The sequence below is a fragment of the Romboutsia maritimum genome (assembly GCF_002251085.2).
Classification (GTDB): domain Bacteria; phylum Bacillota; class Clostridia; order Peptostreptococcales; family Peptostreptococcaceae; genus Romboutsia_B; species Romboutsia_B maritimum.
On sequence record NZ_NOJZ02000005.1, the window covers coordinates 26,939 to 42,574 of the forward strand.

Annotated in this window: 18 protein-coding genes; 17 read left to right on the plus strand and 1 reads right to left on the minus strand. The window is 26.8% G+C overall.

The features are described 5' to 3' along the window. Position 1: 1 nt before the first annotated feature. From CHF27_RS04525 to CHF27_RS04580, 12 genes are all read left to right on the plus strand, one after another. Entirely contained in the window at positions 2-727 is a 726-nt protein-coding gene (locus tag CHF27_RS04525; protein WP_095405184.1) for a pseudouridine synthase, read from the plus strand. Between the two features lie 27 nt (positions 728-754). Continuing rightward, positions 755-2,110 carry a 23S rRNA (uracil(1939)-C(5))-methyltransferase RlmD gene (gene rlmD, locus CHF27_RS04530; RefSeq protein WP_095405185.1) on the plus strand — a complete coding sequence of 452 codons (1,356 nt, stop codon included), beginning with the start codon at positions 755-757 and terminating at the stop codon, positions 2,108-2,110. A gap of 394 nt (positions 2,111-2,504) precedes the next feature. Then, positions 2,505-2,732, plus strand: coding sequence for a hypothetical protein (locus CHF27_RS04535; protein WP_095405186.1), 228 nt, complete (start codon positions 2,505-2,507; stop codon positions 2,730-2,732). Positions 2,733-2,972: 240 nt separating this feature from the next. After that, entirely contained in the window at positions 2,973-3,809 is an 837-nt protein-coding gene (locus CHF27_RS04540) for an Mrp/NBP35 family ATP-binding protein (protein ID WP_095405187.1), read from the plus strand. Further along, a complete protein-coding gene (locus CHF27_RS04545; protein WP_095405188.1) occupies positions 3,810-4,175 on the plus strand; it encodes a NifB/NifX family molybdenum-iron cluster-binding protein in 366 nt (121 codons plus the stop codon). 19 nt (positions 4,176-4,194) lie between these two features. After that, on the plus strand, positions 4,195-5,025 hold the full coding sequence (locus CHF27_RS04550; protein ID WP_095405189.1) for an ATP-binding protein: 831 nt from the start codon (positions 4,195-4,197) through the stop codon (positions 5,023-5,025). Beyond that, complete coding sequence (locus CHF27_RS04555; RefSeq protein ID WP_095405190.1) at positions 5,016-5,864, plus strand: ATP-binding protein; 849 nt, start codon at positions 5,016-5,018, stop codon at positions 5,862-5,864. The genes CHF27_RS04550 and CHF27_RS04555 overlap by 10 nt, the downstream gene beginning before the upstream one ends. 59 nt (positions 5,865-5,923) lie before the next feature. Next, positions 5,924-6,280, plus strand: coding sequence for a NifB/NifX family molybdenum-iron cluster-binding protein (locus tag CHF27_RS04560; protein ID WP_095405191.1), 357 nt, complete (start codon positions 5,924-5,926; stop codon positions 6,278-6,280). A 27-nt stretch (positions 6,281-6,307) separates the two neighbouring features. After that, positions 6,308-6,766: a Fur family transcriptional regulator gene (locus CHF27_RS04565; RefSeq protein WP_199533610.1), complete on the plus strand. Its 459-nt coding sequence runs from the start codon at positions 6,308-6,310 to the stop codon at positions 6,764-6,766. Beyond that, complete coding sequence (locus tag CHF27_RS04570) at positions 6,750-7,196, plus strand: DUF134 domain-containing protein (protein ID WP_095405192.1); 447 nt, start codon at positions 6,750-6,752, stop codon at positions 7,194-7,196. The genes CHF27_RS04565 and CHF27_RS04570 overlap by 17 nt, the downstream gene beginning before the upstream one ends. 493 nt (positions 7,197-7,689) lie before the next feature. Then, on the plus strand, positions 7,690-9,024 hold the full coding sequence (locus CHF27_RS04575; protein WP_095405193.1) for an APC family permease: 1,335 nt from the start codon (positions 7,690-7,692) through the stop codon (positions 9,022-9,024). 150 nt (positions 9,025-9,174) lie between these two features. Beyond that, positions 9,175-10,548, plus strand: coding sequence for a DUF3298 and DUF4163 domain-containing protein (locus CHF27_RS04580; RefSeq protein ID WP_095405194.1), 1,374 nt, complete (start codon positions 9,175-9,177; stop codon positions 10,546-10,548). 176 nt (positions 10,549-10,724) lie between these two features. Here the strand turns inward: CHF27_RS04580 and sleC are convergent, their stop codons facing one another. Further along, positions 10,725-11,996 (minus strand): spore cortex-lytic germination protein SleC, encoded by a 1,272-nt coding sequence (gene sleC / locus CHF27_RS04585; protein ID WP_095405195.1) that lies wholly within the window; start codon positions 11,994-11,996, stop codon positions 10,725-10,727. A gap of 125 nt (positions 11,997-12,121) precedes the next feature. Between sleC and CHF27_RS04590 the strand changes: the two genes are divergently transcribed. From CHF27_RS04590 to CHF27_RS04610, 5 genes are all read left to right on the plus strand, one after another. Then, positions 12,122-12,838: a PrsW family intramembrane metalloprotease gene (locus tag CHF27_RS04590; RefSeq protein WP_095405196.1), complete on the plus strand. Its 717-nt coding sequence runs from the start codon at positions 12,122-12,124 to the stop codon at positions 12,836-12,838. A 79-nt stretch (positions 12,839-12,917) separates the two neighbouring features. Then, positions 12,918-13,718, plus strand: a complete 801-nt coding sequence (locus CHF27_RS04595; RefSeq protein ID WP_095405197.1) for a hypothetical protein — start codon at positions 12,918-12,920, stop codon at positions 13,716-13,718. 33 nt (positions 13,719-13,751) lie between these two features. Then, positions 13,752-14,285: a signal peptidase I gene (gene lepB / locus CHF27_RS04600; RefSeq protein ID WP_095405198.1), complete on the plus strand. Its 534-nt coding sequence runs from the start codon at positions 13,752-13,754 to the stop codon at positions 14,283-14,285. A 46-nt stretch (positions 14,286-14,331) separates the two neighbouring features. Beyond that, a complete protein-coding gene (lepB, locus tag CHF27_RS04605; RefSeq protein ID WP_095405199.1) occupies positions 14,332-14,865 on the plus strand; it encodes a signal peptidase I in 534 nt (177 codons plus the stop codon). Between the two features lie 8 nt (positions 14,866-14,873). Continuing rightward, entirely contained in the window at positions 14,874-15,635 is a 762-nt protein-coding gene (locus CHF27_RS04610; protein ID WP_095405200.1) for a sugar phosphate isomerase/epimerase family protein, read from the plus strand. Position 15,636 lies beyond the last annotated feature (1 nt).

Here is a 15,636-nt window from a genome sequence, read left to right on the forward strand (position 1 = left end):
AATGGCAAAAAAACAAAGAATAGATAAAATTCTTTCAAACATAGGTTATGGAAGTAGGGCGGAAATAAAAAGATATTGTAAAAACGGAGTAGTTACAGTAAATGGAGCGGTAGCCTCTAATCCAGGATTACAAGTAGATCATGAAAATGATGAAATTATATTTGATGGAGAAAAAGTAAATTATAGAGAGTTCATATACATAATGATGAATAAACCAGATGGATATATATCAGCGACTTTCGATAAACATGACCCTATAGTTTTAGATTTAATTGATTCATCATATTTAGCATTTGAACCATTTCCAGTAGGTAGATTAGATAAGGATACAGAAGGTCTTTTAGTATTAACTAATGATGGAAAGCTTTCTCATAGAGTTTTATCACCTAAAAAACATGTTCCAAAGACGTATTATGCAAAAATTGATGGAATAGTAACGGATAAAGATACAAAAGCTTTTGAGGAAGGTGTTGTTTTAGATGATGGATATAAAACTATGCCTGCACAGCTAAATATATTAAAAAGTGATGAAACATCAGAAATAGAACTGACTATACATGAAGGTAAATTTCATCAAGTTAAAAGAATGTTTGAAAGTGTAGATAAAAAAGTAGTATACTTAAAAAGATTGTCTATGGGAAAACTAAAGTTAGATGAGACTTTAGCTTTAGGAGAATACAGAGAATTAACTGATGAAGAAGTTAAGCTTATAGAAGAAAGAGAATAAAACTAACTTGTTACGGAGGAAATATTAGTGAAGAAAAAAGATATCATAGAATTTGAAGTAGACAAAATGGAGTTCGGTGGAACAACTGTAAGTCAATTAGGAAACAGAGAAATCCACATGAAGGGCGGAATAAGTGGACAAAAAGTAAAAGCAGCAGTAAAAAAAGTTAGAAGTGGTAAAGCGGATGTTAAAATGTTAGAAATTCTAGAAAAATCTACATTAGAAACACAAACACCATGTAAACATTTTAATGAGTGTGGCGGATGTACTATATTATCTATACCATATGAGAAGCAACTAGAAATAAAAGAGAAGCAGGTAATGGATTTATTTTTAAAACAAGATTTATTTGGATTCCAGTTCCAAGGAATACAAGGTAGTCCACAAGATAAATTATATAGAAATAAAATGGAATATACTTTTGGAGATGAAGTAAAAGATGGACCTCTTACTGTAGGACTTCATAAAAAAGGAAGACACATAGATATATTAACAGTAGATGGATGTTTTTTAGTTGATCAAGATTTCGTAAAAGTATTAACTTCAACAGCTAATTATTTTAATGAAAAAGAACTTCCTTATTATAGAGGAATAAATCATAAAGGTTATTTAAGAAATCTTGTAGTTAGAAAAGGTGTTAATACAAATGAGCTTATGGTAAATATAGTTACATCTTCTCAAATTGACTTTGATATGACTGAGTACAAAGAAATGTTACTAGAACTTGATTTAGAAGCAGATTTAGTGAGTATATTACACACTATTAATGATGGACTTGCAGATGCAGTTCAATGTGATGAATTAAGAATTTTACATGGAAGAGATTATATAAATGAAGAGTTATTAGGACTTAAATTTACTATATCTCCATTCTCATTTTTCCAAACAAATACTAAGGGAGCAGAAATGCTTTATACTATGGCTAGAGAATTTGTAGGAGATCATAGTGATAAAGTAGTATTTGACTTATATAGTGGAACAGGAACAATAGGACAAGTTATGGCTGGAGCTGCTAAAAAAGTTTACGGAATAGAATTAATAGAAGAAGCTGTTGTTGCAGCTAATAATAATGCAAAATTAAATAATTTAAATAACTGTGAATTTATAGCAGGAGATGTTACAAAAACTGTTAAAAATTTAAAAGAAAAACCAGATTTAATAATAGTAGACCCTCCAAGACCAGGAGTTCATAAGGATGCGATAAGAGATATAGCAGGATTCAATTCTAATGAAATAATTTATATATCATGTAATCCTAAGACTTTAGTTCTTGATTTAGTGGAATTTAAAAACTATGGATATGAGGTAGAAAAAGTTAAGTGTATGGATATGTTCCCAAATACACCTCATGTAGAGACTGTTGTGAAGATAGTAAAGAAATAGACTAATATCAAAGAACTAGAAGATTTTATAAGTGAATATTGAAATATGATTTATATTCCCTCAGACTTAGGTTTGGGGGGATTTTTGTATTTCCTATGATTTACATTATTAATAAGCTAGAATATAATGTTATTATTAATTACTTATACAGAAGAATCTATTTAAAGGGTATCGGTGGAATAGTATTCATTGGATGATAATGAATATTAATAATGATTGATAGATTTCGTCACAAAATTTCAATAAGAGTATAAAAAATAAGGGATTCAAGAATCAAGAAAGAGTGAATAAACATGCAAAAATATAAGTTGAAATTAGAAGGAGTTCCAGAAATGATGCTTATACCAGTATGGGCAAGAGCACAGGAAACCAAAAGAAAAGATAGTAAAGAAGATTGATAAAAGAAACATATAAACTTAAATTTATAGAAAAATCAGTGTTTGAGTATGAATGGATTGATTTAATAGATGAAAAAGAGAATGTGTTGATTATTGCAGAAGGTATATTTATGTATTTTGACACGGAACAACTAAAAAGCTTATTTAAGAAATTAGCAAATAACTTTACGAATTCAAATATTGTTTTTGAAGCAATGGATCCCATGGTAGCAGGAAAAACATGAGGTTACTTTGGTGGATTCCAAGATTTAAAAGAATGATGAAAATGAATTAGTATCTTATAAATATAAGTTAAGACTGTAGTTAAGCTACAAAGTAAATATAATTAGAACTTTGAGAAATCAAGGTTCTTTTTTTATATAGAAAATTAAAAAATATAAAAAATAGTTATTGGCATTTGACAATAACTAAAAATAGTACTATTATATAATTAGCAAATGCCAATAACGATAAGGAGTGAAATTATGTCAAACTGTAATTCATGTCCATCAAATGATGGATGCTCTAAAGATAAAGATAAATGTATGGTGGAAAATAATCCAATGAATAGCATTAAAAATGTTATAGGAGTTATGAGTGGTAAAGGTGGAGTAGGAAAATCAACTGTATCAGTTATGTTAGCAAAAAAGTTAAGACAGTCTGGATTTAAGGTAGGGATTTTAGATGCAGATATAACTGGTCCGAGTATTCCAAGGCTGCTTGGACTGAAGAATAAAAGAGCGCAATCTACTGAGCAATTTATTTTTCCTGTAGAAACAGAAGACGGAATAAAGGTAATGTCTTTAAATTTTATGATTGAAGATGAAAATGAACCAGTTATTTGGAGGGGACCAGTAGTTTCAGGAGCAGTTAAACAATTTTGGACAGATGTACTTTGGGAAGAATTAGATTATTTAATAATAGATATGCCTCCAGGAACTGGAGATGTGGCTTTAACAGTTATGCAATCAATACCTATAAATGGTCTGGTTATGGTATCAGTACCTCAAGATTTAGTTTCAATGATTGTTTCTAAAGCTATAAATATGGCAAATAAAATGGATATTAAAGTTTTAGGAATTATTGAAAATATGAGCTACATACTTTGTCCAGATTGTGATAAAAAAATAAAACTATTTGAAGGAAAAAATGTAGATACCTTTTTAAGAGAAAGTGGTTTAAATCTTCTTGGAGAATTACCAATGGTAAGTTCAATTAGTAATTTATCACATTATGGTTATGAAAATTCAAAAGAAAGTTTAGATACATTATTTAGCCCAATAGTAACGAATATTTTAAAAACATTAGAGGAGGAAAAATAAATGAAAATTGCAATATCAGCAACAGGAAAAAATATAGAAAGTCTATTAGATGCGAGATTTGGAAGATGTGAATATTTCCAAATTCATAATAGTGAGAGTGAAGAGGTTATAGTTATTGAGAACAAAGGATTAACATGTAGTGGGGGAGCAGGTATAGCAGCAGCACAGCAATTAATTGATGAAGATGTAGATATAATAATTACAGGAAATCTTGGACCTAATGCTTTCAAAATTATAGAAAAAGCAAAAATTAAGACATATAGATGTGAAGATATTTCTATACAATCTGTGCTAGAACAATTTAAAAATAATGAAATAGAAGAAATAACACTGGCAGGACCAGCACATAATGGAATGAGTCACTAATATAAAGGAGGAGTAAGATTTGAATATTGCAGTATTAAGTGGAAAAGGAGGGACAGGTAAAACAACAATTTCTACAAATTTGGCATTAGCACTAAAAGCAAATTATATTGATTGTGATGTAGAAGAACCAAATGGATTTTTATTTTTAAAACCAGATATAAAAGAAACAAAATGCGTTTTAGTAGAATATCCATTTATAGATGATAATAAATGTACTTCTTGTGGAGAATGTGCACAGGTTTGTCAATTTAATGCTCTTGCTAAAATTAAAGATAATATAATGCTTTTTGAGAAACTATGTCATGGTTGTGGAGCTTGTGAAATTGTCTGTAAATCTGGGGCAATAACTTATAGAAAAAGAGAAATAGGTAAAATTGAAAAAGGAATGAGAGGTGATATAAATTGCAGTAGGGGTGTTTTAAATGTAAGTGAACCTATGGCAGTACCTATAATAAAAGAATTACTTAATCAATTAGAAAAGGGCATTAATTTGATTGATTGTCCACCAGGAACATCTTGTAATGTAGTAAATGTTTTAAAATATACAAATGCTGCGATACTTGTAACAGAGCCTACAGAGTTTGGACTTCATGACATGAAGATGGCTTTAGAATTAGTAAAAGTGTTTAATATACCTTTTGGTGTAATAATTAATAAAGATGATGGTGAAGGCAATCTTATAAAAAAATATTGTAAAGAAAAAAATATAAATATAATAGGAGCAATACCTTATAGTAAATATATAGCTATAGATTATTCAAAAGGAAATATTTTATATGAAAATTTAAATCATAAGTATATATTTGATGAATTATGTGCAAGGACAAAGGAGGTGCTACAATGGAGTTAGTAGTTTTAAGTGGTAAAGGTGGAACAGGAAAAACTACCATTGCAACAGCACTATCAGAACTTGCTCAAGATGTAGTTAGAATTGATTGTGATGTAGATGCACCTAACTTTTATCTTTTTTATAATGGAAAAGATATGCAAAAATCAGATTTTATAGGTAGTAAAAAGGCTTTAATGGAGAAAGAACTTTGTATAGAATGTGGCAAATGTGAGGATATCTGTAGATTTAATGCTATAGAAAATTTAAATATAAATCCTTTTTTATGCGAAGGGTGTGGAGCTTGTACTTTAGTTTGTCCTAAAAATGCGATAACTTTAGAAGATGAAAAAATAGCAGATACATTTATTACAGAATTAGAAAAGGGAATTATTTCAAGAGCAGAAATGGAAATCGGAAGTGATGGATCAGGAAAATTAATAACACACTTGCGTAAAAATGGTAAAAAATTTAATGAAGGTGAAAAATTAACTATAATAGATGGTTCACCTGGAATAGGATGTCCAGTAATATCTTCAATAACTGGTAGTGACGCAGTTTTGATTGTAACAGAGCCGACTAAATCAGGACTTGAAGATTTAATAAGAGTAGTTTCTTTATGTGAATATTTTGGTATATTTACAATGGTTTGTATAAATAAATATGATATAAATGAAGAAATGAGCTTAGAAATAGAAAGCTTCGTAAATGAGAAAGAATTAAAGTTTGTTGGCAGAATTCCTTATGACGACATTGTAAGAAAATCTATAAATGAATTGAAACCTATAACTCATTATAAGGAAAGTGAATCAAACAAAGCAATTCAAGATATATGGATTAATATAAAAAAATTAATTTTTTAGATTAAAATGAGCAGAGTCAAAAATAAAATTTATAAATAATATTTTAGGAGGAAGTTTAAATGAAAATATCAGTTGCAAGTGAAAAAAATCAAGTAAGTAATCATTTCGGTCATTGTGAAGGGTTTACTATTTATGAAGTAAAAGAAAGTGAAGTTTTAAATAAAAAAGTAGTTGAAAATCCAGGTCATAGACCAGGTTTTTTACCAAGATTTTTAAAGGATTTAGAAATAGATGTAATTATTGCAGGAGGAATGGGAGAAACTGCACAACAATTATTTAAAGAGCAAGATATTGAAGTTGTTGTTGGAGCTAGTGGTCTTTGTGATGATTTAATAAAACAATACTTAAGAAATGAATTAAAATCAACAGGGAGTGTTTGTACAGAACATCAGCATGAAGGAAATTGTGGTAATTAGTACACGAGATATTAATAGGAGAATTAAATGGATAAAGATTTGATGGATTTAAAAAAAATAATAGAAGACAATGGTTATAAATTTACAAAACAGAAAAAATCTATATTAGAAACCTTAATTAAATCAGATATTCATTTAAGTGCTGAAGAAATATACGTAATTGTTAAAATTAATTCTGTTGGTCTTGCTACTGTTTATAGAACTTTAAAAATTTTAAAAGAATTAAACATAATAAAAGAAATTAATATAAATGGTACGAATTATTATGAAATGAAAATATTTAGTAAAAAACCCCTACATATACATTTTAAATGTATTGAATGTAATAGTATAATAGATATAGATGATAAATCTTTAATTTTAGATTATTTAAAATTAAACTATAAGACAGAAAAAGAAAAGGATATAATAGTATTTGATGCAGATATAATGTTGATTGGATTGTGCAATAAATGTAGGGAGGATAAAAATGTCAAGACCGACTAAATTTAGGAGAGTAGATTTTTTTCCAGAAAATGATTATTTTGTACCAATAGGAAAACCTAAATGTGAACTTGAAGAAGTAGTTTTAAAAGTTGAAGAATTAGAAGCTATGAGACTTAAAGATATTGAAGCGTTAAATCAAGAACAATGTGCACAGAGGATGAAAGTATCAAGACAGACCTTTCAAAACATAATTGATAGTGCAAGAAAAAAAGTTTCAATAGCATTGACACAAGGAAAAGCTATAAATATAAATGGAGGACATTATACTACTAACCATTGTAAATTTAGATGTTTAGACTGTGGAGAAATGTATTTTATAAATTATGAACAAGATAAAACTTCTTGTCCGAATTGTGGATCTCATAAGGTAATGTGTAATAAAAAAGCTGAATTTTGTGGACGATGGTGTAATCGATCGGATATTAAGTAATAAAAAAATCAAGAACTATATATACTAAATATATAGTTCTTGATTTTTTTGTTTTTAATAATAACATTTACTTGTTGCAAATAAAATTTATAATAATTTCAACAATATTATTTTTTAAGAAATAAAATAATATATGATTTGATGGAATTATTATTCGTGCTATATCGATTTATTATTAAAATATAAAACAAATTGTAAATAAATATCTTTATAAAGTATTCATATCTAAATAAAATTGTATAATTTGATTTTAAAAGATCATCTTTATTATTTGGATTATCGACGTTATGTGGTATAATTTTCATTAGATAAACAATAATACAAGGAAGTCGATGCATATTAGTATACCAATTTTTAAAATATGTATGAAGAGTTTGGGGGTAGAAAATCGACTTATAGAAAACGTTATTTACATTTAAACAAGGAAAGATAACTTTAATTAATTGCATAATAAGTAAGCATTTTGATTTAAGTTCAAACCGAGGAGGAAAAAATGGAAAATAAAAGCTTGAAAAAAGAAATTAGTTTATTTATGGCGACAATGCTTGTTTGTGGTAACATGATAGGTTCTGGAGTATTTATGCTACCAGCAACACTAGCACAAGTTTCGGGACCATTGCCAACAATAATAGCGTGGATATTAACAACAGTGGGGTCTATATTAATAGCAATATCTTTTGCAAATTTAGGTTCAAAATATCCAGCTACAGGTGGGGCATATTATTACACTAAAAAAGCATTTGGAGAATTCACAGGTTTTTTAAGTGCATGGTTATATTGGAATGGATCATGGATTGGAAATGCTGCAATAATAGTTGCATTAGCTAGTTACTGTTCTGCTGTTATACCAGCACTACAAACACCTATATATTCGATAATTTTCAGTAGTGCTATTTTATGGATAGTTACTATAATAAATATAGTAGGAGTTAAGCAAGCAGGAAAAATGCAAACAGTTGCAACTGTATTCAAAATTGCATTTTTTGGAATATTTATAGTAGTGGCATTTTTAAATTTCGATAAAATGAATTTAATGCCATTAATACCAGATGGAAAAGGATTTGATACAATACCTTTAGCTGCAACATCAACTTTATGGGCTTTCGTAGGAATGGAAAGTGCAACAGTTACAGCAGGTGAAATTAAAAATCCAGAAAAGAATGTTAAAAAGAGTACAATTTATGGAATGGTAATAGCATCTATAATTTATATATTAATAAGTGTTGGAAGTATGGGTGTTATGTCAAATGAACAACTTGCATTAAGTTCAGCACCATTAACAGATATATTAGCTATAGCTTTAGGAAGTTCAGTTGGAAAAATATTAGCATTAGCAGTTGCAATTTGTATATTAGGAACAACTATAGGTTGGATATTATCTACAGCAAGAGTTGCATATGCAGCAGGAGAAGATGGAGTATTCCCTAAATTCTTTGGAGAGTTACATCCTAAATATGGTACACCAGTAAATGCATTAGTAGCAGGTTCTATATTAGTAAATATATTAATAATAATGAATTTCCAAAAAAGTATGGTTTCAGCATTTACATTTATAACTATATTAGCTACGTTATCATTTTTACCTGTATATTTATTATCTACAGCAGCAGAAATGATGTTAATGTTTAAAGGAGAAAAGCAGTTCAGTTTCGGTATATTTATTAAAAAATCAATACTTCCTCTTTTAGCATTTGTATATTCAATATGGACTATATATGGTTCAGGAGCAGAGACAGTAATGTGGGGATTCATAATGATGCTTGTAGGTATACCTTTCTATATTTATAACTATCATAAAGTTAAAATATCAGATGAATCTAGTAAATAAACTATTTAATGAATAATCAAAAAAGCTGCATCAAAATTAAACTTAATTTTGATACAGCTTTTTTGATTCAATAAAAATATTAAATTAGTAGGATAAAAATATAAGAAACTTCTAAATATAATAAAGTGAATATATTTAGGAGGACAAAAAATGAAGCATACGAAAAATTATTTAAAACCAATAATTTTTTTTACTATAGTAATTTTAATTATATCTGTAGCTAAACAAAAATACATTTTTAGATTAGAGGACATGATACAAACTAATATATATAACGCGATGAGTAGAGTAAAGGTAACAGAAGAAAAATTAAAAATAAAGGATGATAAAGTATCTATAAGTGTAAAAATGCCAGAGCTACATTATGAAAACAAAGAAGTTGAAAGATATATAAATACATATCTAAGAAAAAATATAAATAAATTTGTAAATGAACAAAGACAAATAAGTAGAATAAAAAAAGATGATTTTAAGTATGATGTCACAATAAATTATCATGTTGCATATAAAGATAAAAATATTTTAAATATAATAATATATAGAAATAAAAATTGGGGAAAAAATGATTTTGAATTAGAAAAAGATAGTTATGTTTTTGATTTAAAAACTGGACAAAGAATTTATTTAGATAATTTTTTGAAAAATAATACTGATTATAGACAAGTAATAAAAGATTATATTGAAAGTTATATTGATAGTAAAAATATTGATATAGACAAAAAAAGAATAAATATAGGTAAATATACAAATTATTATATTGTAGATAGAGGAATAAAGGTATATTTTAATCCATATAAAGAAAGCTTAAGTAAATCTAATTATGAGTTTAAAGTACCAGATGACATATTTAAAAATAAAATAAAATTAGTAGAAACTGATAGTATAGTTGCTAATGTAGATACACAAACCATAACTAAAAATGATAAATATATAAATAGTATAATAAATATACCAATAGTTATGTTATCTGAGAAAAATATCGAAAAGTTAATTAATGATAAAATAAGAAGTGATATAATGGGTTTTTATAATAAATCACAGGAAGAAGCAAAGCAGTTTTTAGGTGATTTTCCAGAGGAAGAAAATAAATTTATTGCTAATGCTGACTTTGAAGTAAAGAAAAATAGTGATAATATGTTGAGCATAATTGTAAATTATTATAAATATAGTGGGGGAGCACATGGATATTATGAAAATGTATCATATAATATAGACATGAGGAACGGTAAGTTTATTTCATTAGAAAATTTATTTAAAGAAAATTCGAAATTTAAAGATGTTATAAATACCGAGATAAGACATCAAATAGAAGAAAAGGTAAAAAATGATAAAGAATACGAAGGGATATATCAATTTAGTGGAATAAAAGATAATCAAAAATTTTATATACAAGATGAAAATCTTGTGATTTATTTTGATTTATATGATATAGCACCATATGCAGCAGGAATTCCAGAGTTTCCAATAAATATAAATATAATAAATCATATTTTGAAAGATGAATATATAGAAGTATTTAAATAGGAGAAGTCTAAAAAATATAAGAATTTTGTGAAATAACCAAGCGAATAACTGAGGTATAAGTTCCAACGACATTTGCAGGAGTGTTTTTACCTGCATGGAGGAGAAATTATACATTAGCTTGAGCGGTAGGTTAACCACAAAATTCTATTTTAAAACAATCCTTTTTATTAAAAAAACTAAATAGTAGGATTTAATGAAGCGATTTTAGTTGTTGCAACATATATTCTTGAAATTTCGTACCAAGTTTTAAAATCTACAACACCTGTCTTAGGTAAGCCGAAAATATCTTGAAATGTTTTAACTGATTCAGCTGTACTTTCACCATAATTACTATCTTCTTTAACCTTAGGTATTGCAGGATAAGATTTGGAGATTGTGTTTAATTGATTTTGAATAGTTTTAACAAATTTTCCACTAGAACCAATTTGAAGAGTTTCACCTGGGTAAGATAAAGGAACGCCACTTACAATAGGGGCTTTTTCAAATATGATTTCATCTCCATAGAAATATTTTAGTATTTTTTCATAATCATATCCTTGTGAACCTAAATCTTTACTACCCCATTGAGTCATTTGATTAGGACATTGAGATTTCTTACCATCACAATATTGTGCAAGAAGAGGCTGCCTAGAAGTAGGCGGTCTTTTTATAAATGTATTAAATATATCATCTACAATTATATTAATCTTATCAAATAAGTTTCTATTATATATAAATTTATGGTCATAAGCAGTTGATGAAGTTATTGTAAAACTAAATCCTTTATTTCTATACCATTCAGTAAATACCCTATTTAGTGTAAATGAGATTATAGCAATTATATTGGCATAAATAGTTTGATCAGGCCAAGTTGAATAAATTTCAGATGAAGCTACATTTTTTATATATTCTTTAAAAGGAATCCAATAATTTTGATTAGAAGTATCTTCTGGCAATCCGTCATGAACTACTATAAATTCAGGAACTACAGGGTTATCTAAAACAACAAATCCAGTAGGAGGTGGAAGTGGTTTTAAATCGCTTTCAGGTATTTTGGGAGGATAAGTTCCAAATAATGTATTATCGTTTATATTGTATATTATTTCATTTTGTCTTGAATAAGAATTTCTACATCTTGATTTAGCAATTAATGGTACACTTTGTCTGGACTCAATAGTTGGAAAAACCTGAGTTCCATCAATAACAATAGTCTCATACCCATCTATTTTTGCTTCGATAGTGTATTGGCTATAAGGTCTTACATTAGTAGGTTGTTGAGAATAAATAATATCTGGTGCAGATAAAGTCAAACCAACCACTTGGCCAGATTCGTTAGTTTTTAAATTTTCATATAAAGTAGATGGGTTTTCTTCTCTATTTGGATTATTATAAATATTTATAGTGGCTCCTTTTATAGGTCGATTAGTTATTGAATCTATTACGCTAACAGTTAAAAAACCATCTTGCATATAATCACCCTTTCAGTAAAATAGATTAACGTTTTATTATATTTTATTGTATGAAGATAAATCTTATTTTGTTAAGAGAAATGGAGATAATATATATTATCTAACTAGAAAGGGAAAATTACTTTATGAAATTACAGTTAATAATATTAGCATTGTCTCCAATTATAGCATGTATAATGTGGATATATTTAAAAGATAAATATGAAAAAGAACCTTTAATGGTTTTAGCTAAATTTTTTGTATTAGGAATATTTATAAGCATAATATCAATAAAAGTAGAGTCAATTTTAATGAAATTTAATACATTAAATTCAGATTACTACATATTATATACATCATTTGTAGTAGCAGCACTAACAGAAGAAGGATTAAAAGCAATAGTATTTATACCGAATATATTAAAAGAAAAAAATTTTAATGAAAAGCTAGATGGGATAATATATTCAATATTTTTCTCTTTGGGATTTGCTACTGTTGAGAATATTATATATATTTTATTTGAAAACTATGAACAAGTTCTTGAAGTTGGAATAGTTAGAGGTCTTATATCTATACCTGGGCACATAATGTTTGCTATAACAATGGGTTATTATATATCTAAATATAAATTTGGTAAAAATAAGATAAAAAAAAGAGAGTATATGATTTTGGCTATATTAGTACCAATTTTATTTCATGGGATATTTGATTTTATATTAATGAGAGAATATAGATGGACTATTGTCATATTTGCAATATATATAATTATTTTATGGAAAGTTAATTTGGATAAATTAGATGATTATATGAAAATTTCTAAAAAAAGATTTTTAAAAAAATTTAAGCATAAAAATAAAAAATAGGTGCTAACAAAAAATTACTAATAAAATATCTAAAGAATTTCAATACTAAAATAGTAAGCTATTTTTAGGAGGTTATTAAATGGGATGTTTAAATAAAAATCATGAATATGCTATATCTAAATTGTTGAAAAAGTATAATTATGATGCTGTTTTAGATATTTTAGAAGATGCAGGGATAGAAAATGGAGATTTATATTTAATAATTCAATCTTGTCAGTATGCTGTTAATTTTGATTTTAGAACAGCTTTAAATATTATAGAAAAAATGAGTGATTCTATGCTAGCAAGAAGAGAAATACAACATCTAATTATAAATTTAAAAAATTTAAATTTAGGAGAACCAGAAGATATATTATCAGAACTAATAGAGAATATGAAAATTCAGATTATAAATGAAGAATATATAGATTTCTTGGGTAGATTATATAGATTAAAAGAAGCTTTATTTAAATATATATTTGTAAGTACAAAGGAATCAAAGACATACAAGATATCAATGCATGGGCATATGTTATCAAAGAAAAATATTCTATATACTTTGAAAAAGAAGTATAATATATATAATGGTAATCTAATACATGGAGTCACTCAATATGTAAAAAAATATGTAAAAAACACTAAAAGAATGGAAAAGGTAATGGAAATTTTAGACAGTGAGAGACTGGAAAATTTAATTAGACTTAGAAATGAAAGTCCAGTTGGTCATGGATTTAGAGGTGTTAGTAAAGAAGAGATAGAAGATATGTATGGAAATCCTATGGAAGTAACTAAAGATTTAGTGAAAGCTTGTGAATTGCTAGATTTAGGTATTACTATGAATAAATATGATAGTATTAATGATATAGCGATACAATTAATAGGAAGTTATACTATTTACTAGAAGAAACGATTTATACTAGAGGAGATGATATAGGTGGGTGAACAATTAAAAAAAGAAGCAGTAGAGTGGATAAAAGTTATAGCAACAGCTCTTGTATTTGCTTTTATAATAACTCAATTTATAAGACCAACATTAGTACGAGGAGAGTCAATGTATCCGACATTAGAAGAAGATAATTATTTGATTATAAATAGAATATCATATAAAGTTGGAGAACCTAAATTAGGGGACATAATAGTTTTTAGTACAGATTTAACCCAAGAAGATGGAAGAAAAAAAGATTTAGTAAAGAGAGTAATAGGAGTTGCTAAAGACCATATAAAAATAGAAGACTCAAAAGTTTATTTAAATGGAAAACAAATACAAGAACCTTATATACATGGTAAATATACTGATGGAAATATAGATATGACTATTCCAGAAGGTAAGATATTTGCAATGGGAGATAATAGAGAAAATAGTTTAGACAGCAGATACGAAGAAGTTGGATTAATAGATAAAAAAGATATTATGGGAAAAGTAGCAATAAGATTATTCCCATTTAATAAAATAGGAACTGTAAAATAATTAAGTTGATATAAAATTAATTAAAATGTAGAGGGAGACAGGGCAAATGAGCAGTAAGTTAAAAAAAGAAATTTATGAATGGATTAAAACTATTGGAGTTGCGTTAGTAGTTGCAGTAGTAATAATTCAATTTATAAGGCCAACTATAGTAAATGGGGAATCAATGTATCCAACATTAGAAGATAAAGATTACTTAATAATAAATAGGATGGCATATAAATTAGGTGACCCAACTAAAGGAGATATAGTTGTGTTTGGTACTGACTTAGAGCAAGAAAATGGAGATAAAAAAGATTTAGTGAAAAGGGTAATAGCAGTAGAAGGTGATCATCTTAAAATAAAAGATTCAAAAATATATATAAATGGTAAATTAATAGATGAACCATATATACATGATAATTATACTACTGGAGATATAGACACAGATATTCCAAAAGGAAAGATATTTGCAATGGGAGACAATAGAGAAAATAGCATGGACAGTAGAATGTCTCAAGTTGGATTAGTAGATGAACATGATTTAGTAGGAAAGGTAATGATAAGATTATTCCCATTCAATAGCATAGGAACAGTTAAGTAGGTGTAAATATGAGAATAGGTGTGTCAACTCTTTTGTTCAATATAAAAGAATGCTTAGTTATGTGTGAAAAAATAGATGTTATAAAACATATAGAAATAGGAATTGATAATATAAAAGAGTGTAGTGAATTATATGAATATAGAGACTACATAAATAAATTAGGCTTATCTATAGGCATTCATTTGCCTATGGAACTTAATACATGTGAAAATATAGAGTACATAAAAGATTCATGGATAAAATATATACAAGAGTTAGAAAAAAACCTTGAAGGATTTAATATAGAATATTTTAATTTACATTTAGGATATGTAATGAAAAATAGATTAAGCAAAAACAGAGATAAATATTTAAACATTAGTTCTGAGTTTTTAGATAATATTAAATTAAATAAAAATACTGTAATAACAATAGAAAATACATATTCTAAAGATGGAGATTTTTGCAATATTGGAAACAAAGTATATGATTTTGAATATATATTTAATAAGATAAAAAATGATAAAACTTATTTATGTTATGATACAGGTCATTATTTAATTAATAAGGATGAGTATATAAAAAACATGAAAGATAAAATAAAAGTAATACATTTAAGTGATAATGATGGAATAAATGATATACATATAGGAATAGGAAAAGGAATATTATCAGAAAAGCATATAATAGAAGTTTTAAAATTGAATCCAGACTATTTAGTTCTAGAAATTAATTATGAGCATATTAAAGATACAATAAAAAAATTAAATTCTATAAAGTCTACTTATTAAA

What these genes read in the sequence shown, in the direction of transcription:
- CHF27_RS04570 (WP_095405192.1), top strand. Translation starts at nt 6,750, where the DNA reads ATGTCAAGACCGACTAAATTTAGGAGAGTAGATTTTTTTCCAGAAAAT.
- CHF27_RS04580 (WP_095405194.1), top strand. Translation starts at nt 9,175, where the DNA reads ATGAAGCATACGAAAAATTATTTAAAACCAATAATTTTTTTTACTATA.
- CHF27_RS04525 (WP_095405184.1), top strand. Translation starts at nt 2, where the DNA reads ATGGCAAAAAAACAAAGAATAGATAAAATTCTTTCAAACATAGGTTAT.
- CHF27_RS04565 (WP_199533610.1), top strand. Translation starts at nt 6,308, where the DNA reads ATGGATAAAGATTTGATGGATTTAAAAAAAATAATAGAAGACAATGGT.
- CHF27_RS04545 (WP_095405188.1), top strand. Translation starts at nt 3,810, where the DNA reads ATGAAAATTGCAATATCAGCAACAGGAAAAAATATAGAAAGTCTATTA.
- CHF27_RS04595 (WP_095405197.1), top strand. Translation starts at nt 12,918, where the DNA reads ATGGGATGTTTAAATAAAAATCATGAATATGCTATATCTAAATTGTTG.
- CHF27_RS04540 (WP_095405187.1), top strand. Translation starts at nt 2,973, where the DNA reads ATGTCAAACTGTAATTCATGTCCATCAAATGATGGATGCTCTAAAGAT.
- CHF27_RS04555 (WP_095405190.1), top strand. Translation starts at nt 5,016, where the DNA reads ATGGAGTTAGTAGTTTTAAGTGGTAAAGGTGGAACAGGAAAAACTACC.
- lepB (WP_095405199.1), top strand. Translation starts at nt 14,332, where the DNA reads ATGAGCAGTAAGTTAAAAAAAGAAATTTATGAATGGATTAAAACTATT.
- CHF27_RS04560 (WP_095405191.1), top strand. Translation starts at nt 5,924, where the DNA reads ATGAAAATATCAGTTGCAAGTGAAAAAAATCAAGTAAGTAATCATTTC.
- CHF27_RS04590 (WP_095405196.1), top strand. Translation starts at nt 12,122, where the DNA reads ATGAAATTACAGTTAATAATATTAGCATTGTCTCCAATTATAGCATGT.
- CHF27_RS04575 (WP_095405193.1), top strand. Translation starts at nt 7,690, where the DNA reads ATGGAAAATAAAAGCTTGAAAAAAGAAATTAGTTTATTTATGGCGACA.
- sleC (WP_095405195.1), bottom strand. Translation starts at nt 11,996, where the DNA reads ATGCAAGATGGTTTTTTAACTGTTAGCGTAATAGATTCAATAACTAAT.
- CHF27_RS04610 (WP_095405200.1), top strand. Translation starts at nt 14,874, where the DNA reads ATGAGAATAGGTGTGTCAACTCTTTTGTTCAATATAAAAGAATGCTTA.